This is a genomic window from Ancylobacter defluvii, from assembly GCF_018390605.1.
Taxonomy (GTDB): Bacteria; Pseudomonadota; Alphaproteobacteria; order Rhizobiales; family Xanthobacteraceae; genus Ancylobacter; species Ancylobacter defluvii.
On sequence record NZ_JAHBGD010000012.1, the window covers coordinates 362,155 to 385,695 of the forward strand.

Annotated in this window: 19 protein-coding genes, 1 other RNA gene and 1 pseudogene; 6 read left to right on the plus strand and 15 right to left on the minus strand. The window is 68.5% G+C overall.

The genetic code is table 11. From position 1 onward, the window contains the following. Positions 1-87: 87 nt before the first annotated feature. From ftsA to murD, 8 genes and pseudogenes are all read right to left on the minus strand, one after another. Positions 88-1,425 (minus strand): cell division protein FtsA, encoded by a 1,338-nt coding sequence (ftsA, locus tag KHC24_RS09545; RefSeq protein ID WP_246546448.1) that lies wholly within the window; start codon positions 1,423-1,425, stop codon positions 88-90. Further along, a complete protein-coding gene (locus KHC24_RS09550) occupies positions 1,422-2,267 on the minus strand; it encodes a cell division protein FtsQ/DivIB (RefSeq protein WP_271180492.1) in 846 nt (281 codons plus the stop codon). Before KHC24_RS09550 ends, ftsA begins: the two co-directional genes overlap by 4 nt. 173 nt (positions 2,268-2,440) lie before the next feature. After that, positions 2,441-2,720: pseudogene (locus KHC24_RS25035) on the minus strand (D-alanine--D-alanine ligase); the annotation flags it as partial. Between the two features lie 398 nt (positions 2,721-3,118). Next, entirely contained in the window at positions 3,119-4,054 is a 936-nt protein-coding gene (gene murB, locus KHC24_RS09555; RefSeq protein ID WP_213362973.1) for a UDP-N-acetylmuramate dehydrogenase, read from the minus strand. Then, positions 4,051-5,478, minus strand: coding sequence for a UDP-N-acetylmuramate--L-alanine ligase (gene murC / locus KHC24_RS09560; protein ID WP_213362974.1), 1,428 nt, complete (start codon positions 5,476-5,478; stop codon positions 4,051-4,053). Before murC ends, murB begins: the two co-directional genes overlap by 4 nt. Before the next feature lie 104 nt (positions 5,479-5,582). After that, complete coding sequence (gene murG / locus KHC24_RS09565) at positions 5,583-6,701, minus strand: undecaprenyldiphospho-muramoylpentapeptide beta-N-acetylglucosaminyltransferase (protein ID WP_213362975.1); 1,119 nt, start codon at positions 6,699-6,701, stop codon at positions 5,583-5,585. Positions 6,702-6,711: 10 nt separating this feature from the next. Next, positions 6,712-7,896, minus strand: coding sequence for a putative lipid II flippase FtsW (gene ftsW, locus KHC24_RS09570; RefSeq protein ID WP_213362976.1), 1,185 nt, complete (start codon positions 7,894-7,896; stop codon positions 6,712-6,714). Between the two features lie 82 nt (positions 7,897-7,978). Next, entirely contained in the window at positions 7,979-9,367 is a 1,389-nt protein-coding gene (murD, locus tag KHC24_RS09575; RefSeq protein WP_213362977.1) for a UDP-N-acetylmuramoyl-L-alanine--D-glutamate ligase, read from the minus strand. A gap of 129 nt (positions 9,368-9,496) precedes the next feature. Here murD and KHC24_RS09580 point away from each other — a divergent pair, with 129 nt between their 5' ends. Then, on the plus strand, positions 9,497-10,396 hold the full coding sequence (locus KHC24_RS09580; RefSeq protein ID WP_213362978.1) for an MBL fold metallo-hydrolase: 900 nt from the start codon (positions 9,497-9,499) through the stop codon (positions 10,394-10,396). 58 nt (positions 10,397-10,454) lie between these two features. Here the strand turns inward: KHC24_RS09580 and mraY are convergent, their stop codons facing one another. From mraY to rsmH, 6 genes are all read right to left on the minus strand, one after another. Beyond that, positions 10,455-11,540, minus strand: coding sequence for a phospho-N-acetylmuramoyl-pentapeptide-transferase (mraY, locus tag KHC24_RS09585; RefSeq protein ID WP_213362979.1), 1,086 nt, complete (start codon positions 11,538-11,540; stop codon positions 10,455-10,457). 4 nt (positions 11,541-11,544) lie between these two features. Beyond that, positions 11,545-13,005: a UDP-N-acetylmuramoylalanyl-D-glutamyl-2,6-diaminopimelate--D-alanyl-D-alanine ligase gene (locus KHC24_RS09590; RefSeq protein ID WP_213362980.1), complete on the minus strand. Its 1,461-nt coding sequence runs from the start codon at positions 13,003-13,005 to the stop codon at positions 11,545-11,547. A 3-nt stretch (positions 13,006-13,008) separates the two neighbouring features. Further along, entirely contained in the window at positions 13,009-14,505 is a 1,497-nt protein-coding gene (locus KHC24_RS09595; RefSeq protein ID WP_271180493.1) for a UDP-N-acetylmuramoyl-L-alanyl-D-glutamate--2,6-diaminopimelate ligase, read from the minus strand. A gap of 136 nt (positions 14,506-14,641) precedes the next feature. Further along, the gene (locus KHC24_RS09600) at positions 14,642-16,387 is read right to left on the minus strand and encodes a peptidoglycan D,D-transpeptidase FtsI family protein (protein WP_213362981.1); all 1,746 of its coding nucleotides are present in this window, start codon (positions 16,385-16,387) and stop codon (positions 14,642-14,644) included. 108 nt (positions 16,388-16,495) lie between these two features. Continuing rightward, positions 16,496-17,083: a cell division protein FtsL gene (gene ftsL, locus KHC24_RS09605; RefSeq protein ID WP_213362982.1), complete on the minus strand. Its 588-nt coding sequence runs from the start codon at positions 17,081-17,083 to the stop codon at positions 16,496-16,498. A 12-nt stretch (positions 17,084-17,095) separates the two neighbouring features. Next, positions 17,096-18,133, minus strand: coding sequence for a 16S rRNA (cytosine(1402)-N(4))-methyltransferase RsmH (gene rsmH, locus KHC24_RS09610; RefSeq protein ID WP_246546462.1), 1,038 nt, complete (start codon positions 18,131-18,133; stop codon positions 17,096-17,098). Positions 18,134-18,387: 254 nt separating this feature from the next. Between rsmH and KHC24_RS09615 the strand changes: the two genes are divergently transcribed. The 5 genes from KHC24_RS09615 to KHC24_RS09635 all read left to right on the plus strand — a co-directional run bounded on the left by KHC24_RS09615 (position 18,388) and on the right by KHC24_RS09635 (position 22,077). Further along, positions 18,388-19,149, plus strand: a complete 762-nt coding sequence (locus KHC24_RS09615; RefSeq protein ID WP_213362983.1) for an N-acetylmuramoyl-L-alanine amidase — start codon at positions 18,388-18,390, stop codon at positions 19,147-19,149. 186 nt (positions 19,150-19,335) lie between these two features. Beyond that, positions 19,336-19,902: a lytic transglycosylase domain-containing protein gene (locus tag KHC24_RS09620; protein ID WP_246546466.1), complete on the plus strand. Its 567-nt coding sequence runs from the start codon at positions 19,336-19,338 to the stop codon at positions 19,900-19,902. Between the two features lie 81 nt (positions 19,903-19,983). Beyond that, an RNA gene (gene rnpB / locus KHC24_RS09625) (RNase P RNA component class A) lies at positions 19,984-20,370 on the plus strand. Between the two features lie 59 nt (positions 20,371-20,429). Then, positions 20,430-21,215 carry a 4-hydroxy-tetrahydrodipicolinate reductase gene (gene dapB, locus KHC24_RS09630; protein ID WP_213362984.1) on the plus strand — a complete coding sequence of 262 codons (786 nt, stop codon included), beginning with the start codon at positions 20,430-20,432 and terminating at the stop codon, positions 21,213-21,215. Positions 21,216-21,333: 118 nt separating this feature from the next. Next, positions 21,334-22,077 (plus strand): class I SAM-dependent methyltransferase, encoded by a 744-nt coding sequence (locus tag KHC24_RS09635; protein WP_213362985.1) that lies wholly within the window; start codon positions 21,334-21,336, stop codon positions 22,075-22,077. Positions 22,078-22,113: 36 nt separating this feature from the next. On the opposite strand, the gene KHC24_RS09640 is transcribed toward KHC24_RS09635, so the two are convergent. Next, positions 22,114-23,289 carry an extensin-like domain-containing protein gene (locus KHC24_RS09640; RefSeq protein ID WP_213362986.1) on the minus strand — a complete coding sequence of 392 codons (1,176 nt, stop codon included), beginning with the start codon at positions 23,287-23,289 and terminating at the stop codon, positions 22,114-22,116. Between the last annotated feature and the right edge of the window lie 252 nt (positions 23,290-23,541).

A 23,541-nucleotide genomic window follows, 5' to 3' on the forward strand; every position in this document is an offset into this window, starting at 1 on the left:
GAATCTGTCCCCTAACGCCGGCGGGCACACGTCCCGACTCGATTTCTGTGGTGCCGGTTCCGCCGGCGCGGATGTGATGAACCATGGTCAGAACGCCTCCCGCAGCCAGTGCCCGACGCGGGAGAAATACCCGTCGGAGCTGCCCTGGGAGACGCGGCGGCGACGCGCCTCGAAATGCTCGAGCCCGGCCACCTGCGGATAGACGAGCAGGCCGGCCGCCACCGCGAAGGAGGCGCCGCGCACCGCCTCGGGCAGCCGCGAAATGCCGAGCGGGCGGCCGACCCGGACCAGCGAGCCGACCTGCGGCCCGAGGATCTGGCCGACCAGTTCGGCATGGCCGGTGAGCTGGCTGGCGCCGCCGGTGAGCACGATGCGGCGGCCGGCGTCGGCCGCATGGCCGGAGGCGACCAGCCGGTCGCGGATCAGCTCGACGATTTCCTCCACCCGCGGGCGGATGATGTGCAGCAGCCGCGATTTCGGCACCGTGCGCGGCAGGTCGCGCTGGTCCTCGGAGATCGCCGGCACGGTGAGCATCTCGCGCTCGTCGGCGCCGACCGCGATCACCCCGCCATGCAGGCTCTTCAGCCGCTCGGCATCGGCGAGGCGGGTGGAGAGGCCACGCGCGACATCGTTGGTGATGTGCTGGCCGCCGACCGCGATGCCGTCGACATGCACGCAATGGCCGTTGACCACCACCGCGACGGTGGTGGTGCCGGCGCCGAAATCGATCAGCACGGTGCCGAGTTCGGATTCGTCGTCGGCCAGCGCCGAGAGTGCCGCCGCATAGGGCGCCGCCACCATCGCCTCGACGCCGAGATGGCAGCGCTCGACGCAGAGCAGCAGGTTGCGCACCGCCGAGGCGTCGGCGGTGATGACGTGCAGGTCGACGCCGAGGCGCCGGCCCAGCATGCCGCGCGGCTCGGCGACGCCGGGCACGCCGTCGATGGTGTAGCTCACCGGCAGCGCGTGCAGCACGGCGCGGCCGTCGCCGACGGCGAAAGCCGAGGCGGCGTCGAGCACGCGGCGGATATCGCCCTCGGCGACCGCCGGCTCGGGCAGCTCGACCTCGGCGTTGAAATGCTCGGAGCCGAGGCGTCCGCCGGCCATGGAGACGATGACCGAGGCGATCTGCGCCCCGGCCATGCGCTCGGCGGCGTCCACCGCCCGGCGGATGGAATGCTCGGCCCGCTCCATGTCGGCGACGGTGCCGCCCTTGATGCCGTGGGCGCTGGTGTGGCCGACGCCCAGCACCTCGATGGCGTGGCTGCGGCGGCGCAGCGTCATCGAGGCATCGCGCGGCTTCAGCCGGGCGATCAGGCAGACGATCTTGGAAGTGCCGATCTCCAAGACGCCGACCACGCCGGAGCGGCGCGGCGACAGCGGGCGCATCTTGGGAACGATGTCGTAGGGCGCGCGCACGCTCATGTGTTGGGCGCCTTCTTCTTGGCCTTGGGATCGGGCTGGCGCGCCTCATAGGCGGCGTCGGACAGGCGCACCGACACGCGGTCGGGCAGACGCAGGTCGATGATGGTCACGTCGCGCGTCAGCAACTGCTTGTCGCGGTCGAGCACCGCGAGTTCCTGCAGCGCCCCGGCCATGCCGGTCTCCGGCAGGCGCACATCGATGCCGTTGCGCATCTTCAGCGTCCAGCGCCGGTCGGCGACGCGGATCGCCGCGCGCACCTTGTCGCGCACCCCCGGCACCAGCCCCAGCGCCTCGACGATCTCGGTGACATGGTTCTGCGCCCCCTCGCCGACCACGACCGGCAGGCGGATGTAGCGCGGGTCGTCGGAATAGGGCGCGATCACCGTGCCGTCGCGGGCGATGACGTTGATTTTGCCGTCCTTCTGCCAGAGCGCGAAGCCTTCGCGCTCCACCACCTGGATGTCGAGCCGGTCGGGATAGAGCTTCTGCACCGTGGCGCGCTTGATCCAGGCCAGCTGCTCCAGCCGCATGCGCGCCTCTTCGGCGTCCAGCGTCAGCAGCGAGGAGGTCGGCTTCACCCCGGCCGTGGCGAGGATGTCGCCGGGGCTGACGTGGTTCTGGCCGGAAAGGTTCACGGTGCGGATCTTGAAGCCGGCGATGTTGGCGACGCCGTCGGCCATGTCCTGCACGATCTCGATCGCCTGCGGCATGTGCCCGCCGCGCTGGAGGCCGTAGGCGCCGGTCGCCGCGAACAGCGCCGCCACCAGCCAAGTTCCGGCGCCGCAGCTCGCCGCCCGCGAGCCGGCGAAGCCCACCAGCAGCCGCTTGCCGCTGATGATCACCCGATTCGCAAAGCGCGTGCGCCCGCCATCCGCCGCGACGGCGGCTGCCGTCGCGCGATTCGGCGCTGCGCGGTTCTCGGCGCTGCCGCGTCCCTGATTCGCCTTGGCCGCGCCCGTGCCGTATCCGGGCTTTTGACCCGGATTCACCGATCGAGCGACGCGTCCACCACCATTCATCTCACAAGCTCGCCGAACGAATAACCCGCATGGGCTGCCAGTTCGGGCACCGACGACGTCTCGATCATCCGGGCTGCGTGTTGACTTCCAGATAGACCAGACCGGTTTGTCTCCGGTCCGGCCGTCATGGCGGAAGTCCGTCCTGCTGATGCCCCGACAGCCGAGCGCGCGGTGCGCCGTAAGGGACAGCATCCGTACCTTTTGGTAAATATTCGGTAAAATTCTGGCGGGCAGATTGGGGCGCGAACCGCCCGGACCGCATTTTGCCCCGTAATCCTAGAACCTTAGGCCGGGAGGAATTTCTCTAGCGGGTAGAAGCGCTTCACCGATCCCCGCCCGGGCGGATTGCCGGCGGTTAAGCCCGCATTAAGCCCGCCGGCCCTTCACCGGCATCCACTGCGAATATGTTAACTTTTGCCGCCCCGACCGGCATCGGCGGCACGCGCCTGCGGGTCCAACGCGGCCTCCCGCTACCGGCCGGCCCGCCAGGGCCGACCCGGCCCCTCTCGCCCCCGCCGCCGCGATTCGCGGCACGGCAGCCGGCGCGCTCCATTTGCCCCGCCATGCCCCTCTCCCAGCCGCCGCGATCGCGCGTGACGGCCCCTTCCACCCTCGCGACGGTCGTGCGCCGTCCCCGCTCGCAGGCCGGGCCTCGGAGCCGCCGCCGCGCCGATCTACGGGGTAGCCCCCGGGGCGGGGACACCGATCCGCTTGATTTCCCACTCCAGCGTGATGCCGGAGCCGGACTTCACCCGCCGCCGCACCTCCTCGCCCAGTTCCTCGATATCGGCCGCGGTGGCGCCGCCGGTATTGATCAGGAAGTTGCAGTGCATCTGCGACACCTGCGCCCCGCCGCGGGCGAGGCCGCGGCAGCCGGCGGCATCGACCAGCTGCCAGGCCTTCTGGCCGGGCGGGTTCTTGAAGGTGGAGCCACCGGTCTTCTCGCGGATTGGCTGCGAGGCTTCGCGGGCGGCGGTGATTCGGTCCATCTCGGCCAGGATGTCGGCCGTCTCGCCCGGCTCGCCCTGGAACAGCGCGCGGGTGAAGATCAGATCCGCCGCCACGCCGGAATGGCGGTAGCTGAAGCCGAAATCGGCATTGCTCAGCACGTGCAGCCGCCCCTGCCGGTCGACGGCGCGGGCCTCGATCAGCCGGTCCTTGGTCTCGCCGTGATGGGCGCCGGCATTCATCCGCAGCGCACCACCTATGCCGCCGGGAATACCGCGATAGAAGGCCAGCCCGGCGATGCCGGCATCCGCCGCCGCGCGGGCGAGCTTGACGTCCGGCACCGCGGCGCCGACGCGCAGGCGATGCCCCTCCTCCACCTCGATGTCGGAAAAGCCCCTGGCAAGGCGGACGACCACGCCGGCGACGCCGCCGTCGCGCACGATGAGGTTCGAGCCGAGCCCGACCACCGTCACCGGGATCTCTTCCGGCAGGCGGGCGAGGAAATAGCCGAGGTCGTCCTCGTCGGCGGGAGTGTACAGCACCTGCGCCGGCCCGCCGACGCGGAACCAGGTGAGCGGCGCCAGCGGCTGGTTGGCGAGCAGCCGCCCGCGCAGCTCCGGCATCCGGGCGGCGAGGTCGGCGGTCAGGTCGGGAAAGCTCACGCGCCGGTTTCCTTCGCCTCAAGCTCCTTCGCTTCCAGCTGCCCCGGCAGCGCATAGGCCCATTGGGTAATGTTGCCGGCGCCGAGGCAGATGACGTAGTCGCCCGGCTTCGCCAGCCCCTTCACCATGCCGGCCAGCGCCTCCGGCGACGGCAGCGGCTGCACCGAGCGATGCCCGCGCGCCCGCAGCGCCTCCACCAGATGGTCGCGGTCGATGCCGGGGATCGGCGCCTCGCCGGCCGCGTAGACATCGGCGACGATGACGTGGTCGGCATCGTTGAAGCAGGTGGCGAACTGGTCGAACAGCGAATCCAGCCGGGTGTAGCGGTGGGGTTGCACCACCGCGATCACCTGCCCCTCGGTGGAGGCGCGGGCCGCCCGCAGCACCGCGGCGATTTCCACCGGATGGTGGCCGTAATCGTCGAAAATGGTCACACCGTACACCTCACCGGTCTTGGTGAAGCGCCGCTTGACGCCGCCGAAGCCGGCCAGCGCGGCACGGATCTGCTCGTCGCTCGCCTTGAGCTCCCGCGCCACCGCGATGGCAGCGGTAGCGTTCAGCGCATTGTGCCGGCCGGGCATCGGCAGCACGAGGTCGCGCAGCTCCTGCGCCACGCCGCCCTCGCGGTCGCGGAACACCACGGTGAAGCGCGACTGGCCGCCCCTAAGGTCGATTTCGGTAATGCGGACATCGGCTTGCGGGTTTTCGCCATAGGTGATGACGCGCCGGTCCTCGACACGGCCGACAAGGGCCTGCACCACCGGATGGTCGATGCACATCACCGCGAAGCCGTAGAACGGCACGTTCTCGACGAAGCTGCGGAACGCCTGCTGCACCGCCTCGAAGGTGCCGAAATGGTCGAGATGCTCGGGGTCGATATTGGTGACGATCGCCACCTCAGCCGGCAGCTTGAGGAAGGTGCCGTCGCTCTCATCCGCCTCCACCACCATCCATTCGCCATCGCCGAGGCGGGCATTGGTGCCGTAAGCGTTTATGATTCCACCATTAATTACCGTCGGATCGAGATTGGCCGCGTCGAGCAGCGTCGCCACCAGCGAGGTGGTGGTGGTCTTGCCATGGGTGCCGGCAATGGCGACGCAGCTCTTCAGCCGCATCAGCTCGGCCAGCATCTCGGCGCGACGCACCACCGGCAGGCGCTTGGCGCGGGCGGCGACCAGCTCGGGATTGTCGCGCTTGATGGCGGAAGAGACGACAAGCACCTCGGCGCCGTCGAGATTCTCGGCGGCGTGGCCGACATGGACCGTGATGCCCTTCTCGGTCAGGCGCTTCACATTGGCGCTCTCGGCGACGTCGGAGCCCTGCACCGTATAGCCGAGATTGTGCAGCACCTCGGCGATGCCGCTCATGCCGATGCCGCCGATGCCGACGAAATGGATGGGACCGAGGGAGAGCGGAAGCTTCATGCGGCTATGTCCTTTTCAGCCGGTCGGCGACTGGCCTTCCGGCGGGCGGGCAGGATGAGACGAGGCAATTAGACGAGGCACGACGCTCCGTCATCCCCGCCGCCCTAAACATCGATCTTGGCTATTCGCAGGACGAGATCGGCAAGACGCTCGTCGGCATCCGCCCGGCCGGTGTCGCGCGCAGTCCGCGCCATCGCCTCGAGCGCGGCCGGCTCATTCATGAGCCGCGCCAGCTCGGCAGCGAAATGCGCGGGCGTGAACTCGGCCTGCGGCATCAGCAGCGCCCCGCCGGCGCGGGCGAGCGAGGTGGCGTTGACCAGTTGGTCCTGATCCAGCGCCCCGGGCAGCGGCACCAGCACCGAGGGGCGTCCGATCACGCTCAGCTCCGCCACCGTGGAGGCGCCGGAACGCGCGACGACGAGATGCGCCAGCGCCATGCGCGCCGGCAGGTCGTCGAAGAAAGGCGCCAGCTCGGCCCGCACCCCGTGCCGGTCGTAGACGGCGCGGACGTCGGCAATGTCCTCCGGCCGGCATTGCTGGGTGATCCGCAGCCGCGCGCGCAACTCCGGCGGCAGCTTCTCCACCGCCGGCGGCACGATCTCGCTCATGATGCGGGCGCCCTGGCTGCCGCCGAACACCAGCAGCCGGAATTCCCCGTCCGGCGCCGGAAGTTCGAACGGCAGGCGGGCGGCGGCCTGCACCGCCGGGCGCACCGGATTGCCAGTGTGATGCGCCTTGGCCTTGAGCGCGGCATCGCCCGCCACAGCGTCGGGATAGCCGAGGGCGATGGCGGTGACGCGCGGGGCCAGCAGCCGGTTGGCCCGACCCATTACCCCGTTGGCCTCATGAATCAGTGTTGGTCGCCCGGAGAGCGTGCCGGCCAGCAGCGGCGGCACCGTCGGATAGCCGCCGAAGCCGATGATCGCCGCCGGCTTCAGCCGGCGCACCAGCGCCAGCCCCTTCACCAGCCCGGTCCCGAGCGCCAGCGCAGTCCTTGCCAGCGCCACCGGCGAACGGCCGCGCATCGTGTCGGCGGGCAGCACATGGAGCTGGCGGGCGGGGAAGTGGCCGGCATAGCGCGCCGCCCGCTCGTCGGTCGCTAGATCGACCACCACGCCATGCCGGCTCAATGCATTTGCCAGCGCCTCGGCAGGAAACAGATGGCCGCCGGTACCACCGGCAGCGATAAGGACGAGAGGCGCATCGCCCGCTCCAACGGCCATCGCCATGGCCTCACGCGGTCGCGGCGGCCGGCGTCGACGCCGGCGAGCCGAGGCGGGTGCCGAGCCGCTCCAGCTCGGCAAGCGTCGCGCTGCGCGGACGGCGGCGGGTCAGCGCCAGCAGCATGCCCATGCCGAAAGCCAGCGACAGCAGCGAGGAGCCGCCATAGGAGACGAAGGGCAGCGTCATGCCCTTGGCCGGCATCATGTGCAGGTTGACCATCATGTTGATGCAGGATTGCAGCCCGAACAGCATGGCAAGCCCGGCGACGGCGAAACGAACGAACGGGTCCTCGTCATGCATCGCCCGGCTCAACGCCCGCAGCACGATGAAGGCGAACAGGCAGGCGATCATGATGCACAGCACCGCGCCGAATTCCTCCGCCGCGACGGCGAAGATAAAGTCGGTATGCCCGTCCGGCAGCATCTTCTTGAAGGTGCCTTCGCCCGGCCCCTGCCCCAGCCAGCCGCCATTGAGGAAAGAATCGATGGCGAGATCGATCTGGTAGGTGTCGCCCGATTCCGGATCGAGGAACCGGTCGATGCGCTTGGTGACGTGCGGGACCAGTTGATAGGCGAGGAACAGCCCCGCCGCGCCGACGCCGCCGAGCCCGACCACCCAGATCATCCTCAGACCGGCGAGGAAGAACAGCCCGCCCCACACCAGCGACACCAGCATCGTCTGGCCGAAGTCCGGCTGCAGCACCAGCGGGGTGACGACGCTGCCAAGCAGCGCCACCGCCATCATCTGGCCCGGCATTTCCGGCCGGCGCACGCTCTCCGAGAACAGCCACGCGGCGATGATGACAAAGCTCGGCTTGAGGAATTCGGAAGGCTGCAGCGCGATCGGGCCGATATTCAGCCAGCGCCGCGCGCCTTTCACTTCCGGGCCGAACACCAGCGTGGCGCAGACCAGGCCGAGGAACAGCAGGAACAGCACCAGCGCCACCCGCCGGATCTGCTTCGGCGACAGGAAGGAGGTGCCGATCAGCACGATCAGTGCCGGCAGCAGGAACATCACCTGGCGGTTCACGAAGTGGAACGGGTCGGCGATGCCGAGGCGGGAAGCCACCGGCGGGCTGGCCGCCAGCGCCAGCACGATGCCGATGATCATCAGCGCCGCCAGCGCCCCCAGAAGCAGACGGTCAACCGTCCACCACCACTCGCCGACCACGGTCCTCTCGGCACGGGAAATCATGGAACGCCACTCTCCAGCCGCGGGCTACCCCCCGCCGCCGGCCAGTATCATCCGGTTAAGGTTGACGGACGCTTAAGGCAGATCAGGCGTCGGGCAACCCCTGCACCAGCGTGCGGAAACGGTCGCCGCGCACCTCGAAATTCGGGAACTGGTCGAAGCTCGCGCAGGCAGGGGAAAGCAGCACCACAGGATGCGCCACCACCGAGATGGAAGCGTCGCGGGCGGCGGCGGGGATGGCGGCCTCCAGCGTGCCGCACATCTCGAACGGCACGGCATCGCCGAGCGTCGCCGCGAAGGCTTCCGCCGCTTCGCCGATGAGATAGGCCTTGCGCACCCGGCCGAACAACGGGCGCAGCGGCTCGATGCCGCCGGCCTTCGGCTTGCCGCCCAGGATCCAGTAGATGTCCTCGAAGCTGGTCAGCGCCCGCTCCGCCGCATCGGCATTGGTGGCCTTGGAATCGTTGACGAACAGCACCCTGCCGATCGTCCGCACCTGCTCCATGCGATGCGCGAGGCCGGGGAAGCTCTTCAGCCCCTCGACGATCACCTCCGGCGCGAGACCGAGCGCGGAAGCGGCGGCGAAGGCGGCGGCGGCGTTCTGGGCGTTGTGGGCGCCGCGCAGCGAGCCGATGCCGGCGAGCGGCACGGTGAAGACGGTGCGGCCGCCCTCGCGCACCAGCAGCGTGTCACCATCGCGGCAGATGCCGTCACCGAGCCGGTGCAGCACCGAAATCCGCACCAGCTTGCGGCCCGCTACATCGAGGCGGTCGGCGATGGCGCGGCTCCATTCGTCGTCGACCCCGACCACCGCCGTGCCGCCGGTCCCGACGCCGGCGACCAGGCGCTCCTTCACGGCGGCGTAATGCGCCATGTCGCCGTGGCGGTCGAGATGATCGGGCGACAGATTGAGCAGGATGCCGACGCTGGCGTCCAGCGTCGGCGCCAGGTCGATCTGATAGGACGAGCACTCGATCACATGCACCCGCTCGGGCGCGGGCGGGTCGAGCGACAGGATCGCCGGGCCGAAATTACCGCCGATCGGCGCCTCGCGTCCGGCAAAGCGGAACAGATGCGCGATCAGCGCCGTAGTGGTCGATTTGCCGTTGGTGCCGGTGATCGCCACCATCGGCGCGCCCGGCGCCTGCGTCCGCCGCTCGCGCACGAACAATTCGATATCGCCGATCACCTCGACGCCGGCAGCGCGGGCGAGCTCGACGCTCCAATGCGGCTTCGGGTGGGTCAGCGGCACGCCGGGCGCCAGCACCAGCGCGTCCACCGCCCCCCATTCCAGCGCCCGGAGGTCGCCGGTCGGGATGTCCTCGTCGTCCGCCGCCTCCACCGAGGCGATGGCATCGTCCCAGGCAATGACATCGGCGCCGCCGGCGATCAGCGCGTGGGCGGTGGCGCGGCCGGAACCGCCGAGACCGAACAGCGCGACGCGGCGGTCGCGGAAGGTAGTGACGGGAATCATGGCAGGCGGGACCTCGGGATGGGCGGAACCTTGGAACGGCAAGCGCCCGGACAGGGCATCTCTGGCTAGCGCATTTCCGCGCCGGATGGAAAGATCGCGCCGTCCGCCGCCAACGCGAGAATCCCGCTTATGCCCGCTTCCAGCCCGACCCTGCTCCCGCTCGGCTCCACCCTCCGGGTGCTGCGCCCGCATCCCAACGTCCTCGCCTTCTATGACGGACGGATCGAAGGCGCGCGGGCGCATTCGGCGGCGCCCAACTGGCTCGACGACGGCGCCTATGCGCTCGGCGTCTGCGTCTATGCGGTAGTCGACGGGACCGAGGCCATTCTCTACGACACCCACATCTCGCTCACCCATGCGCGGATGATGCGCCGGACGCTGGAGGAGGCCGGCGTCACCTCGATCCGCGTGGTGCTCAGCCACTGGCATGACGACCATGTCGCCGGGAACGAGGTGTTCGCGGATTGCGAGATCATCGCCCTCGACAAGACCGAGAAGGCCCTCGCCGACCATCGCGCGGCGCTGGAGACCGGCGAGCCGGCGATCCGGCCGCTGATCATGCCGAACCGGATCATCTCCGGCCCGACCGAGCTTGCGGTCGGGCGCCTGAAGGTGGAGTTGCAGCCGGCGGAGATCCACAGCCATGATGGGTTGATCCTGCTGCTGCCCGATCTCGGCCTGATGCTGGCCGGCGACACGCTGGAGGAGCCGATCACCTATGTGGCGGAGCCGCAGCGGCTCGTCGTGCATGTCGAGGAACTCAAGCGGATCCGGGAATGGGGCTATCCGCGCATCCTGCCCAATCACGGCGCCCCCGATGTGATCGCCGCCGGCGGCTATGGGCCGGAGCTGATCGAGGCGACGATCCGCTATGTGAAGAAGCTGCTGCGGGTCCATGTCGACATGGCGCTGGCGGATCAGGATCTCAGCACCTTCATCGCCGGCGACGTCGCCGACGGCATCCTCACCTATTTCGCCCCCTATGAGGAGGTGCACGCCAACAATGTGAAGCAGGTACTGAAGAGCTAGGCCGCGGGCTATCGAGGGCACCGGCGGCTCCGGCCGGCCGGGCCGCCGGTATCGCGCCTCAGCGCAGCTTCAGCGTCGAAAGCCCGATCAGCGCCAGCACCACCGCGATGATCCAGAAGCGGATGACGATCTGCGGCTCGGTCCACCCCAGCTGCTCGAAATGATGGTGGATCGGCGCCATCTTGAACACGCGCTTGCCGGTGAGCTTGAACGAGATCACCTGCACGATCACCGACACCGCCTCCAGCACGAACAGGCCGCCGATCACCGCCAGCACGATCTCGTGCTTGGTGGCCACCGCGATGGTGCCGAGCAGGCCGCCCAGCGCCAGCGAGCCGGTGTCGCCCATGAAGATCTGAGCCGGCGGGGCATTGAACCACAAAAAGCCGATGCCGGCCCCGATCAAGGCGCCGCAGATCACCGCCAGTTCGCCGACGCCGGCGACGTAGTGGATCTGCAGATAATCGGCGAACAGCACGTTGCCGGAGAGGTAGGAAATCAGCCCGAAGCTACCGGCCGCCACCATCACCGGCACGATGGCGAGGCCGTCGAGCCCGTCGGTGAGGTTCACCGCATTGCCGGCGGCGACGACGACGAAGGCGCCGAACACCACGAAGAACCAGGAGAGGTCGATCAGCAAATCCTTGAAGAAGGGGAACGCCAGCGACGACGACAGCGGCTCGCGGCCGACATGCATGATGACGATCGCGGCGACGCCGCCGATCAGGAACTCGATGGCAAGCCGCGCCCGGCCCGACAGGCCCGCATGCGACTGCTTGGTCACCTTGAGATAGTCGTCATAGAAGCCGATCAGCCCGAAGCCGATGGTGACGAACAGCACCACCCACACATAGGGATTGGCGAGGTTGGCCCACAGCAGCGTCGCCACCATCAGCCCGGAGAAGATCATCAGCCCGCCCATGGTCGGCGTGCCCTTCTTGGTCAGAAGATGCGACTGCGGACCGTCGGTGCGGATCGGCTGGCCCTTGCCCTGCTTCAGCCGCAGCAGCGCGATGATCGCCGGCCCGAACATGAAGACGAAGAGCAGGGCGGTGATGATCGCGCCGCCGGTGCGGAAGGTGATGTAGCGGAACACGTTGAGCGCCGGGACGCTCTCCTGGAACTGGGCCAGCCATTGAAGCATCGGATCAACCTTCCGCCGAGGCGTCGACTTGAATGTGAAAGCGCTCGGCAAGCGCACGGACCAGCGGCCCCATGCGGCTGCCATTCGATCCCTTCACCATGAGCACGTCGCCGCCGCGCAGGCGCTCGGCGAGCAGCGGCAGCAGCGCCGCGGCATCGGGGGTCCAGGCACCGCGCCGGCCTTCCGGCAGCGCCTCGTAGAGCGCGCGCATCAGCGGCCCGGCGCAGAAGACGAGGTCGGCCCTGCCGGCCTCCGGCGCGAGGCCGCGATGGAGTTCTTCGCCGGTCGCACCGAGCTCCAGCATGTCGCCGAGCGCGGCGAGGCGGCGGCCGCGTCCCTCCACCGGCGTGCCGGCCAGCACCGCGAGCGCCGCGCGCATCGAGGCGGGGTTGGCGTTGTAGCTCTCGTCGATCATCAGCGCGGTGCCGCCCTTGACCGCGAGCGCCGTCCGCACGCCGCGCCCGGGCGGCGGACCGAGCGAGGCGAGCGCCAGCGCGGCAAGCGCCAGATCGGCGCCGGCAAGCTTGGCACTCGCGAGCACGGCCAGCGCATTCTGCACGATATGGCGGCCGGGCAGGCCGATCTTGAAGCTGACGGTCTCGCCCATGATGTCGGCAAGGGCGGTGGAGCCCTGCGGCTGGAGGGCAACGCAGGTGAGGCGCGCCTCGGCCTCCGGCGCCTCGCCGAAGCCGATAATGGTCTCGATGCCGGCGGCGCGCGCCGCCGCGGCCAAGCGCTCGAAATGCGGATTGTCGCGATTGATCACCGCCGCCCCGCCCGGCTCGACGCCGGAGAATATCTCCGCCTTGGCGTCGGCGATGGCCTCGACATTGGGAAACTGGGCGATGTGCACGGGCTCGATGGTGGTGATCACCGCCACATGCGGACGCACCATGGCGGTCAGCGGCGTGATCTCGTTCGGATGGTTCATGCCAAGCTCGAACACGCCATAGGCGGCCCCCGCCGGCAGCCGGGCAAGCGAGAGCGGCACGCCCCAATGGTTGTTGTAGGAGGCGGCCGAGGCATGGGTCGGCCCATCGGCGCCCAGCGCCAGCCTGAGCGCCTCTTTGGTGGTGGTCTTGCCCACCGATCCGGTTACCGCGACGATGCGGGCGCGCGAACGTGCCCGCGCCGCCCGGCCGGCCTGCTCGAGCGCCTTAAGCACGTCGTCGACGACCAGCAGCTTCAGGCCCGGCGGCAGATCCGCCACCTTCGGCTCGGCGACGACGCAAAGCGCCGCCCCTCGCCCGGCGGCGGCAGCAGCGAATTCGTGCCCGTCGCGCTCGCCGGCGATGGCGAAGAAGGCGTCGCCAGGCTGCAAGGTGCGCGAATCGATGGAGGCACCGGTGACGTCCGCCTCGGCGACGCCCTGAAGCCGGCCGCCAGTGGCCTGCGCGAGCTCACCCGCCGTCCACAAGGGCGCGGTCGGCGACGCGCTTGCTGCCGGAACATCCTGCCCGTCCATGGCCTAGCCTCCAAAACTGCCGAGTGCCGCCACAGCGACCTCGTGGTCGGAGAACGGCAAGGTCCGGTCGCCCACGATTTGGCCGGTTTCGTGACCCTTGCCGGCGATCAGCACCACATCCCCCGCTTCCGCCATGCCGATCGCCACCGCGATCGCCTCGGCGCGGTCGCCGATTTCGCGCGCCCCCGGCGCCGCCGCGAGGATGGCGGCACGAATGGTGGCCGGATCCTCGCTGCGCGGATTGTCATCGGTGACGATGACCACGTCCGCCTTCTCCGCCGCGATGGCGCCCATCAGCGGGCGCTTGCCCTTGTCACGATCGCCGCCGCAGCCGAACACGGCAATCAGGCGGCCGGTCGCGTAGGGCCGCAAGGCATCGAGTGCGTTGGCCAGCGCGTCCGGCTTGTGGGCGTAATCGACGAAAACACCGGCGCTTCCCTTGGTGCCGACCAGCTCCAGCCGCCCCGGCACGCCTTCCAGCCGCTCCAGCGGCGCAAGCGCGTCGCCCATGGGCGTGCCGGTGGCGGCGGCGAGACCGGCAGCGACCAGCGCATTCGCCACCTGGAAGGCGCCGACCAGCGGCAGCCGCAGCACATGCCGCACGCCGTCCGCTTCCACCTCGATCTCCTGCCCGAGCCCATCGTCGCGGCGGGACAGCAAAGCGATGCCGGCGCCGGCCGTGCCGATGCCGATCACGTCGAGCCCGCTATCGGCCGCGAGCTGGGCGACATGGCTGCCCTCGGTGCTGTCGACCCACACCGCCGCGCCGCCGCCGCGCGGGACCAGATGGCGGAACAGGCGCAGCTTGGCCTCGAGATAGGCCTCCATGGTCGGGTGATAATCGAGGTGGTCGCGCGACAGATTGGTGAAACCGCCCGCCGACAGCCGCACGCCGTCCAGCCGATGCTGGTCGAGGCCGTGCGAGGAGGCCTCCAGGCACAGATGCGTCACCCCCTCGCCGGCGAGGTGATCCAGCGTGCGGTGCAGGGCGATCGGATCCGGCGTGGTGAGCGCACCGTACACCGCACCGGACGGCGCGACCACGCCGAGCGTGCCGAGGCTGGCGCTGGCATGGCCGAGGCGCTGCCAGATCTGGCGGGTGAAGGCGGCGACCGAGGTCTTGCCCGACGTGCCCGTCACCGCGGCGATGGTCTCGGGCTGACGCGGAAAGGCATTGGCGGCGGCCAGCGCCACCGCCCGGCGGGCATTGCCGACCCGCACATAGGAGACATCGGACGGCAGGTCGGCCGGCCGTTCCGCCTCGCCGACCACCGCGCCCGCTCCGCGGGCAATTGCCTCGCGTGCGAAGGCTAGGCCATCCGCTTTGGCGCCGGCGAGCGCGAAAAACACGTCGCCGCACCGTGCCTTGCGGCTATCCAGCACCGGCTCGGCCACCTCCAGCATCGGATCGGCGGCTTCATAGTCGGCATCCTCGCCGATCAGCGCGCCCAGGGTGCGGATCCCGGCCGGATGAGAAGAGGAGTGGGAATAGTCCGTCATGCTCACCGTCCCGAACGACCGCGTGGAGCGCGTGGAAAGACCGGCCCGCGTCGCTGCGCGACCGGCCGGATAAGCCTACGCCCTGCGCCATAGCCGATTCCGGGCGCCTCGCGCAGGGGAAATCGGCGCATCCGCATCATTGCACCTGCGCCACCTTGTTGGCGGACAGGATGCTCTCGACCGGCGGCATCTCCTTGCGCGGCATGATGCCGAGCAGCGGAGCCACCCGCTGGATGATGCGCGCGGTTGTCGGTGCGGTGTTCCAGCCGGCGGTGGCGTAACCATAGGTGCCTTCCACCGCCTGCGGCTCGTCGAGCATCACCAGCATCAGATATTGCGGGTCGTCCATCGGGAAGGCGGAGATGAACGAGGTCAGCAGCTTGGTTTTGGAGTAGCGACCGTTGATGACCTTCTCGGCCGTGCCGGTCTTGCCGCCGACATAGTAGCCCGGGCTGTCCGCCTTCTTCGCCGAACCCTTCTCGGCATTGAGGCGCATCAGATAGCGCATTTTGATGCTGGTCTCGGGCTTGATCACCCGGGTGGCGATCTCCGCCGCCTCTTCCGGCGTGCGCTTGAGAAAGGTCGGCGGGATGAGCCAGCCGCCATTCACCAGCGCGTTCTCGGCCATCAGCACCTGGATCGGGGCGACGGCGAGGCCGTGGCCGAAGGCGATGGTCGCGGTGTTGAGCTCGCCCCAGCGCTTGGGCACGAGGGGCATGGCGCTCTCGGGCAGCTCGGTCCGCAGCCGATCGAGCTGCCCCATCTTCTTCAGGAATGCCTTGTGCGCATCGACCCCGAGCGTCAGCGCCATGCGCGCCGTACCGATGTTCGACGAGACGAGGAACACCTCGGGCAGCGTCAGCACGCGCCTCTCGGCATGGTAGTCATTGATGCGGAAGCGGCCGAACTGCAACGCCGAGCGGGCATCCAGCATCGAGTTGAGGTTGAACTTGCCGCTGTCGAGCGCCATGGCGAAGGTGAGCGCCTTGAAGGTCGACCCCATCTCGAACACGCCGGTGGACAGGCGGTTCAGCGCCTTGGGATCGAGCGCCTTGGACGGGTCGTTGGCGTCGAAATCCGGCAGCGAGGCCATGGCGATGATCTCGCCGGTGCGCACATCGGTTATGACACCGGCCGCCGCCTTGGCCTTGAATTTCTGGAAGGCGAAATTCAGTTCGTCGCGCAGCACGTGCTGGACGCGCAGGTCGATGGAGAGTTCCACCGGCTCCTGCTGACGGTCGGTGGCGAAGCCGGCGAGGTGCAGTTCGGACAGGCCGCGGCTGTCGATCCACTTCTCCAGGCCGGCAATGCCCTGGTTGTCGATATTGACCGAGCCGAGCGCATGGGCGGCGAGATTGCCGCCGGGATAGATGCGCCGGTTCTCGGTCATGAAGCCGATGCCCGGCAGGCCGAGATTGTAGATTTCGCGCTGCTGCGTCGGGGTGATGTCGCGCTTCAGCCAGACGAAGCCGCGCTTGCTGTCGAGGCGCTGGCGCATCTCCTCGGTGTTGAGGTCCGGCAGCACGGCGGAGAGCGCCTCCACCGCCTCGTCAACGTCGATCAGGCGCTTGGGTTCGCCGAAAAGAGAGGCGGAGCGCACGTCGGTGGCGAGGATAAGCCCGTTGCGATCGAGGATGTCAGGGCGGGCGGATGCCACCGCATCCGACGACATTCCGCGCCGGCTGAGCGCGCCGTCGGGCGAGGAGGCGAACATGGCGAGCCGCCCGCCAATAGCGAGGTAAACCATGCCGAAGACCAGCATGCACAGGATGAGGCGGGCGCGGGCCACCGCGTGCGCTTCCGGTCGTCCGCGTCGCGCCGCGCTGCGGATCACCCCGATCAGGGCGCGCAGCGCCCGGCCGGGCAGGCGAAGGCACCACATCGGAATGCCGGCAAGATGAAGCCGCGGAAGCCGAATTCCGGGCAGGCGGAGTTTCGAAAGACGGAGCTTGGAAAGGCCGGACGCGATCACCAGGACGACCTCCAATAGTTACTGGCCGACCGCTGCCGGCGGCAGCAGCGGCATGGGCGACATCATCGGCGCCGTCGCCATTGGACGGGCGGACGGTGGGGGAAGCGGCGAGCCGAGCATCGGCGCATGGGTCGGCGCCATCACGCCGGCGGCGGGAACCGCGGAAAGCGGTAGCGGCGCGTTCGAACGGGCGGCGGCCACCGGCGCCGCCGGCGCGCGCACCATCGGCTTCGGCGCCGACGGCTTGGCCTGGCTCGTCGGAATTGCGGCACCGGTCGGGCTGTCGACCAGCGCCTCGATCATCCCGCCGAGCGCATCGCCGCTCTGGTCCGGCTTGGCGGGCAGGCTGGCGAGCACGTCCATTCGGGTGACGTCGAGCGGCTGCATGTCGAGATGGTGCTCGGCCAGCGCCTGGATGCGGTCGGGCGCCGTCCGCCGGGCCCACTCGGCATTCAGCGTGGCGATGCGGTCGCGCTCCCAGCGGATCTCGTCGCGCAGCTTGACGATCTTCTGCGCCTCGAAGGCCGAGGAATATTTGACGTGATAGACCGCGCCCGCTGCGGCCAGCAGCGCGATCACCGAGACGAGATTGAGGATGCGGAACATATTTCTCGGTCCTCAGTGATGGCGGTTGCGCGCATCGAAATCGGGAAGCGGCGGCAGCAGGGCATCGAGGTCGCTCGCCTCGCGCGCCGGGGCGTCGGTGCGCTCGCCGGCCCGGAGCTTGGCCGAGCGGGCGCGGGGATTGGCGCGGGTCTCGGCATCGCCCGGCTCCACCGCCCCCTTGGCGACGAGGCGGAAGCTCGGCGGCGCGCTTGTTACCGCCGGCAGGTGACGCGACCCGGCCGCCGGCTTGGCCCGCGCGTTGAGAAAGTTCTTCACGATGCGGTCTTCCAGCGAATGGAAGGTGACCACCACCAGCCGTCCGCCGGGCTTGAGCGCCCGTTCAGCCGCGGCCAGTGCCCGCGCGAGCTCGCCGAGCTCATCATTCACCGCGATGCGCAGTGCCTGGAAGCTACGGGTCGCCGGATGCGGCTCGTGCGGCTTCGACCACACCACCTTGGCGATGATGTCGGCGAGCTGCAGCGTGCGGGTGATCGGTGCCTCCTCGCGCGCCTTGACGATGGCCTTGGCGATGCCGCGCGACTGCCGCTCCTCGCCGAAACGGTAGATCAGATTGGCGAGTTCGGCTTCCGGAAGGCGGGCGACATAGTCCGCCGCCGATAGCCCCTCCCCCGACATGCGCATGTCGAGCGGGCCGTCGCGGCGGAAGGAGAAGCCACGCTCCCCCTCGTCGAGCTGCATGGAGGAGACGCCGATATCGAGCACCACGCCATCCACCTGCGGCGCGTCGAGCATCGCCGCCACTTGGTCCAGATTGCCGAAACGGTCCTGTGTCACCGCCAGCCGGCCGGGATGGGCCAGCACCAGCGGCGCGCTCGCCGCCACCGCGGTCGGATCGCGGTCAATAGCGATCACCCGGCAGTCGGCGGCGCCGAGAATGGCACGCGTATAGCCGCCGGCACCAAAAGTGCCATCGACATAGACGCCACCGGCTTTCGGCGCGAGATGCGCCAGCACCTCGGCGAGCAACACCGGCACATGGCGGTCCGGGTCGCCGACGGGCGGATCGGGAGGCAGAGAGGACGCCATCATGCGTCTCCGGCCCTCAATCTGTCATCCGCACCGATGCCTCTGCGCGACGTGACGCGACGCGACCGCCCGCACCGGATCATCGGAGCGAAGCAGAAGGCGGGCGGGTTCAGACATGCAACACTATGGAACATCGGCGGACGCTGGTCGGGGCTGCGACGCGACGCGCCGAATCCCCCGGTTTCGATCCGCGATTAACGCTCTCTGAACCTTAAGAATCGGTTGAACCGATCGCAGGAGACGGTTAGCTCGCTGCCATGGACGCTGCCCCGACCTTTCCCGCCGACTCGCCGCTCGCCGCCGAGGTGCTGGCTTCGCCCAATCACGGCGAGCGGGTCGGCATCCTCGTGCCGGACATGCTGATCCTTCATTACACCGGCATGCCGAGCGCCGAGGAGGCGGTAGCGTGGCTGCGCTCGCCGGAGAAAGCCGTCTCGAGCCACTATGTGGTGCATGAAGATGGACGCATCGTGCAACTGGTGCCGGAAGCGCGCCGCGCCTGGCACGCCGGCACCTCGTCATGGGCCGGAGCGACGGACATCAACTCGCTGTCGATCGGCATCGAGATCGTCAATCCCGGCCACGATTTCGGCTATCCGCCTTTCCCGGCCCGCCAGATCGAGGCGGTGACGGCGCTGGCCAAGGACATCGTCACCCGCCTCGCCATCGGTCCCGACCGGGTGCTGGCGCATTCCGACGTCGCGCCGCTGCGCAAGCAGGATCCGGGCGAAAAATTCCCTTGGGAAATTTTGCATCGCGCCGGCATCGGCCACCTCGCCGACGAGGAGCCGATCACCGACGGCCGATATTTCATGCGCGGTGAATCCGGCCAGCCGATCGAGGCGATGCAGGCGATGCTCGGCTTCTACGGCTACAAAGTGCCGATTACCGGCACGTTTTGCGAAACCACCGAGGCGGTAGTGCGCGCCTTCCAGCGCCATTTCCGGCGGCAGCGTGTCGATGGTGTGGCGGACGTCTCCACTCTCGCCACATTATATGCTCTTTGCACCTCCCGGTAGGCGGGTTCCGCAAGGGCCACCCGTACATTCGTCTACCGTGCCATGACACCGCCAACGACATGATCCTACGCCAGGACAGGCAAGGGCGAAACAATCTTGCCAGTTCGTTGCCTATTGGCCACAGGCACACGTGCGTCAAGTCCGCACGCCTACGTATTTCCTAATTCGCGGACAATTGAAGCCTCATTGGAAACAGATTTTCCATTGCATTTCCCGGTCACCTTCATCGACCTGGAAAGACTGATACCGCGAATGGCTTGTCATACTCTCGTGTTGCGTACTGCGTTTCTCACTCTCTTGACTGTCACCTCCGGCGCCAACATCGCCAGCGCCCGCCAGATCACTGAAAGCAAAAGCTTCGAAGAGGATTCTGGTTCCAAAACATCCATCGTTGCTCTCGTTGACCGTGAAGCCCGTGCGAACGGGGTTCCAATCGCTCTTGCCCGTGCCGTAGTGCGTATCGAGAGCAACTGGGACCCCGGTGTCACCGGCAGCGCCGGCGAAATCGGCCTCATGCAGATCAAACACCCTACCGCGCGCGGTCTCGGCTATCAGGGCAGTCGCAAGGCGCTCTACGATCCCGCGACCAACATCAAATGGGGCATGCGCTACCTCGCCGGTGCCTATCAGCTCGCCGCCGGCGACACCTGCGGAACCGTGATGCGCTACCAGGGCGGCCATGGCGCCACCCGCATGTCCAACATCGCCCGCAGCTATTGCAGTAAGGCCCGGACCATCATGGCCTCGAACTGAGGACTGCGCGCGCCGCGCAAGCGGTTGAAGGTTCCGCGTCACGGCTTGACGCGCGCGCGCGTCTCCCTCATTGCTCCCCCGCCAGCCGGCCGGGCGGCCGCGTCGTCCGCAAGGGCGCCGAGGAAAGTCCGGGCTCCACGGAGACACGGTGCCGGATAACGTCCGGCGGGGGCGACCCCAGGGAAAGTGCCACAGAAAACAAACCGCCACGGGTGCGCCCGCGGCAAGGGTGAAACGGTGGGGTAAGAGCCCACCGCGCGGCCGGCAACGGAAGCGGCACGGCAAACCCCACCGGGAGCAAAGTCGTATAGGGGTGGCACGAGGCTGGTTCGCCGGCTTCAAGTCCGTCTTCGGACCGCTGCCCGGGTTGACTGCTAGAGGCGTCGAGCAATCGGCGTCCCAGAGGAATGGCCGCCACGCGGGAGCGATCCCGCCTTACAGAACCCGGCTTATAGGCCGGCTGGCGCTTTCCCCAATGCGGCGTGGGGTGTATTTGGCAGGGAACCTCGCGTTTCGGAGTTCCGTGCATGCCTATGAGAATCGTGCTGGCCGGCGCCACCGGCTGGGTCGGCCGCGCCCTTGCGCCAGCCATCGCCGCCACGACCGACTTAGAACTCGTCGCCGGCATCTCCCGTACGGCGGCCGGCACGGCCATCGACGGCGCGCCGGTCTTCGCCTCCATCAAGGAGGCGCTCGCCCTCCCCTCCGACGTGCTGATCGACTACACCAAGCCGAATGTGGTGAAGGCCAATGCTGCCGCCGCCATCGCCGCCGGACGGCATGTGGTGATCGGCACCTCCGGCCTCGGAGCCGACGATTATGCCGAACTCGATACACTGGCGCGCGCCAAGGGCGTCGGCGTACTGGCGGCCGGCAATTTCTCCATCACCGCCACGCTGTTGAAGCGTTTCACGCTGGAAGCGGCGAAATATGTCGCCGATGTCGAGATCATCGATTACGCCTCCGCCGGCAAGCCCGACGCGCCTTCCGGCACGGCCCGCGAACTCGCCGAGACGCTGGCCGGCATGCGTCGTCCGGCCACCAGCAGGCCGATCGAGGAAGTCAGCGGCGTGCCGGCCACTCGCGGCGGCAGCTTCGGCGAGGGTGCTACCCGCGTGCAGGTGCATGCGCTGCGCCTGCCCTCTTTCGTGCTGGGGGTGGAAAGTGTGTTCGGCGCCCCCGACGAGCGGCTCACCATCCGCCATGACGCCGGCTCCTCGGCCGCCCCCTACGTCGCCGGCACCCTGCTCGCCGCCCGCAAAGTCGCCGGCTGGGTGGGGGTAAAACGCGGCCTCGACACGTTGCTGGACTGATTGCTGCAAGGATCTGCCATCACGGGCAGCGAATGGGCTGCGCGTGCCGACATGCATCCATGAGCTCCAAACCATCAGGCGAGAGATGAGCGGAACCGAGGCGCCTCGTAAGCTCGACATGTTCGGCATCATCGAGCACGTTCAGGGCGACCTGCCCTGGGGCTCGGTGCTGGACGCCGGAACCGGCGTACGGTCTGCCCGCTGGATCAGCGGCTTGCCCTCGTCCCGGTGGACCGCGGTGAGCGCCGACCCGGATCACCTACGCCTCGCGGAAGAAGCCAGCGCGGCCGAACGACGACCGCAGGATCGGCTCGTCCTCGGCAATTGGCAGGATCCGGCACTGCTCACCGGCGAAAGCCACGACACCGTTCTGGCAGAGTATCTTCTTGGGGCGGTCGAGAGTTATGCGCCCTATTTCCAGAACGACCTGTTCGCACGACTGCGGCCCTTGGTGCGTGGACGGCTCTATGTCGTCGGCGTCGACCCTTATGTCATCGGACCGGCCAACGACGAGACCGGCGCGCTGGTGCAGGCCATTGGCCGATTACGGGATGCATGTGCCCTGCTCGCCGGCGTGACGCCCTATCGGGAGTATCCGGCGGAATGGGTCATGCAGCGGCTGGAACAGGCGGGGTTGCGGATCAGCTTTGCCCGCCGCTTCCCCAACTTCTACGATCGGCAATGGGTGGAGCGTCAGCTGGAGGATAGCCGGCAACTGACCGGGTGGATCGGCGATCCGGCCATGGCCGGGGCATTGGCCGGCCGGATCGATAGGCTGCGCGCTCGCGCGTATGAGCTTCTTGCGCGCCTCGGTGGACTATCCCACGGGCACGACTATGTCATCGCCGCGACGCCGGGCTGACCGCAGGTCCACGCCTCGGCGGGAAATCGACTTGGCTCAGTCCTCGCCGGAGACGGCGGGTGGCGGCGGAATCGGCGTCGCGAATTGCCGCTCCGGCGCATAGGCCTGCTTTGCCGTCGAACCGGTCGGCGTTGGATCGATGCCGAACCAACGCATCACCATCGGAATGCCCGCCGGCGGCAATGGCACGCCGCTTGGCGGCCGCGAGGGTGCCGACGCGGGATAGTTCTGTGCCGGATAGCGCGGGGTGGGTTGCGCCTGCGCGGGGTAGGCCTCAGCAGGGGAGCTATAGGGCTGGGAGGGGGCGGGATAGCCCGCCGACGGCGTCAGAGGCTGCGGTGCGGCGGCCGCCGGATAGGGCGACGACTGTTGCGGCGGAAGGGGTTGCGGCGACAGCACCATCGGCTCGCCGGGCGCTCCATCCAGCTCTTCCACCGGCTCCTGAACCGCTCCCGCCGGCGGCGGATAATAGGCCGGAGTGGCCGGCGGCGGCGCAGCCACCATCGGCGGCGCCTTGTACACCGGCAGGTTCGGCGGCGTCGGCATGATCGGGGCCGGGTTGCAGGCCCAGCGACCGGAGGTGCGCCGCATCAGGTCCACATGTATGTGGTCGTAGTGATAAACGTTGGAGCCGGGCGCGAGTACGGTGGTGAAGCGCTGGCAGGCGGTGGCTTGTACGGTGCGGAGGAAGCCGCGCTCGTCGGAGCGGCCTTTCCAGCCGGTTTTGACCAGCACTTCCCTTCCGTCTGCAAGTACAAAGCCGCCGACGTCGAAGCCATTACCGAAAGCGTGCTCGGAAACCTTGCCGGTCGCCGCGCCGTTCATGTTGCGGCAGGAGTAGGACGACATCTGCTTGATCTTGACGACGGGCTGGCCGAACCAGGCGAAGGCGGCCGGCTGGATGTCCTCGGCGACCCAGCGGTCGAGCGAGGACGTCATCGGGCAGGCCAGCGTCGCCTTTGGTGCCACCTCGACCGTACCCTGGTTCAAGCCACTGATCTTGAAGGGATGATCCATCCCGCAGGTACCGGCGCCATCGATGGCGCGCATCGGAACGATGGTAGCGGAAGGCTTTACTGAGCCTTCCGCCAGACACCGTTCTTCAGCTTCCGAGCGCCAGGGTTCCCGCCGTTCGAACGGCGAGAACTTGCAAGCGGAGAGCCCCAGAAGGACGAGCGGGGCTACGATAAACCAGGATACGCCGCGCGTCATGACGACAAGCTAGGCGTGATTTGGTTGACACGGCGTTAAGCATGAGCGACTTCGGCCAAGAAATATCGGGCCGCCTTAAAGCTTTTCGAGTGGTTAATATTTGGGGTTTCTCAAATATTAACCGGCGCGATTTCCCCACTCCCCTGTGCGGTGGGGTGTACGATGGGTGCGGTTGCGGGCCGGTGTGTGCGGTGCGGCTGGCCTCGTCGTCGTCCTGCCCCTCGCCCTCTGCCCCTCATCCTCCCGCCCGTC

Coding starts and splice junctions, on each gene's coding strand:
- KHC24_RS09600 (WP_213362981.1), bottom strand. CDS start 16,387: ATGTGGTGCCTTCGCCTGCCCGGCCGGGCGCTGCGCGCCCTGATCGGG.
- ftsL (WP_213362982.1), bottom strand. CDS start 17,083: ATGTTCCGCATCCTCAATCTCGTCTCGGTGATCGCGCTGCTGGCCGCA.
- KHC24_RS09635 (WP_213362985.1), top strand. CDS start 21,334: ATGTTCGGCATCATCGAGCACGTTCAGGGCGACCTGCCCTGGGGCTCG.
- murG (WP_213362975.1), bottom strand. CDS start 6,701: ATGGCCGTTGGAGCGGGCGATGCGCCTCTCGTCCTTATCGCTGCCGGT.
- ftsW (WP_213362976.1), bottom strand. CDS start 7,896: ATGATTTCCCGTGCCGAGAGGACCGTGGTCGGCGAGTGGTGGTGGACG.
- murD (WP_213362977.1), bottom strand. CDS start 9,367: ATGATTCCCGTCACTACCTTCCGCGACCGCCGCGTCGCGCTGTTCGGT.
- mraY (WP_213362979.1), bottom strand. CDS start 11,540: ATGCTTCAATGGCTGGCCCAGTTCCAGGAGAGCGTCCCGGCGCTCAAC.
- ftsA (WP_246546448.1), bottom strand. CDS start 1,425: ATGAGCGTGCGCGCGCCCTACGACATCGTTCCCAAGATGCGCCCGCTG.
- KHC24_RS09595 (WP_271180493.1), bottom strand. CDS start 14,505: ATGACGGACTATTCCCACTCCTCTTCTCATCCGGCCGGGATCCGCACC.
- KHC24_RS09615 (WP_213362983.1), top strand. CDS start 18,388: ATGGACGCTGCCCCGACCTTTCCCGCCGACTCGCCGCTCGCCGCCGAG.
- KHC24_RS09590 (WP_213362980.1), bottom strand. CDS start 13,005: ATGGACGGGCAGGATGTTCCGGCAGCAAGCGCGTCGCCGACCGCGCCC.
- dapB (WP_213362984.1), top strand. CDS start 20,430: ATGCCTATGAGAATCGTGCTGGCCGGCGCCACCGGCTGGGTCGGCCGC.
- KHC24_RS09640 (WP_213362986.1), bottom strand. CDS start 23,289: ATGACGCGCGGCGTATCCTGGTTTATCGTAGCCCCGCTCGTCCTTCTG.
- murC (WP_213362974.1), bottom strand. CDS start 5,478: ATGAAGCTTCCGCTCTCCCTCGGTCCCATCCATTTCGTCGGCATCGGC.
- KHC24_RS09580 (WP_213362978.1), top strand. CDS start 9,497: ATGCCCGCTTCCAGCCCGACCCTGCTCCCGCTCGGCTCCACCCTCCGG.
- rsmH (WP_246546462.1), bottom strand. CDS start 18,133: ATGATGGCGTCCTCTCTGCCTCCCGATCCGCCCGTCGGCGACCCGGAC.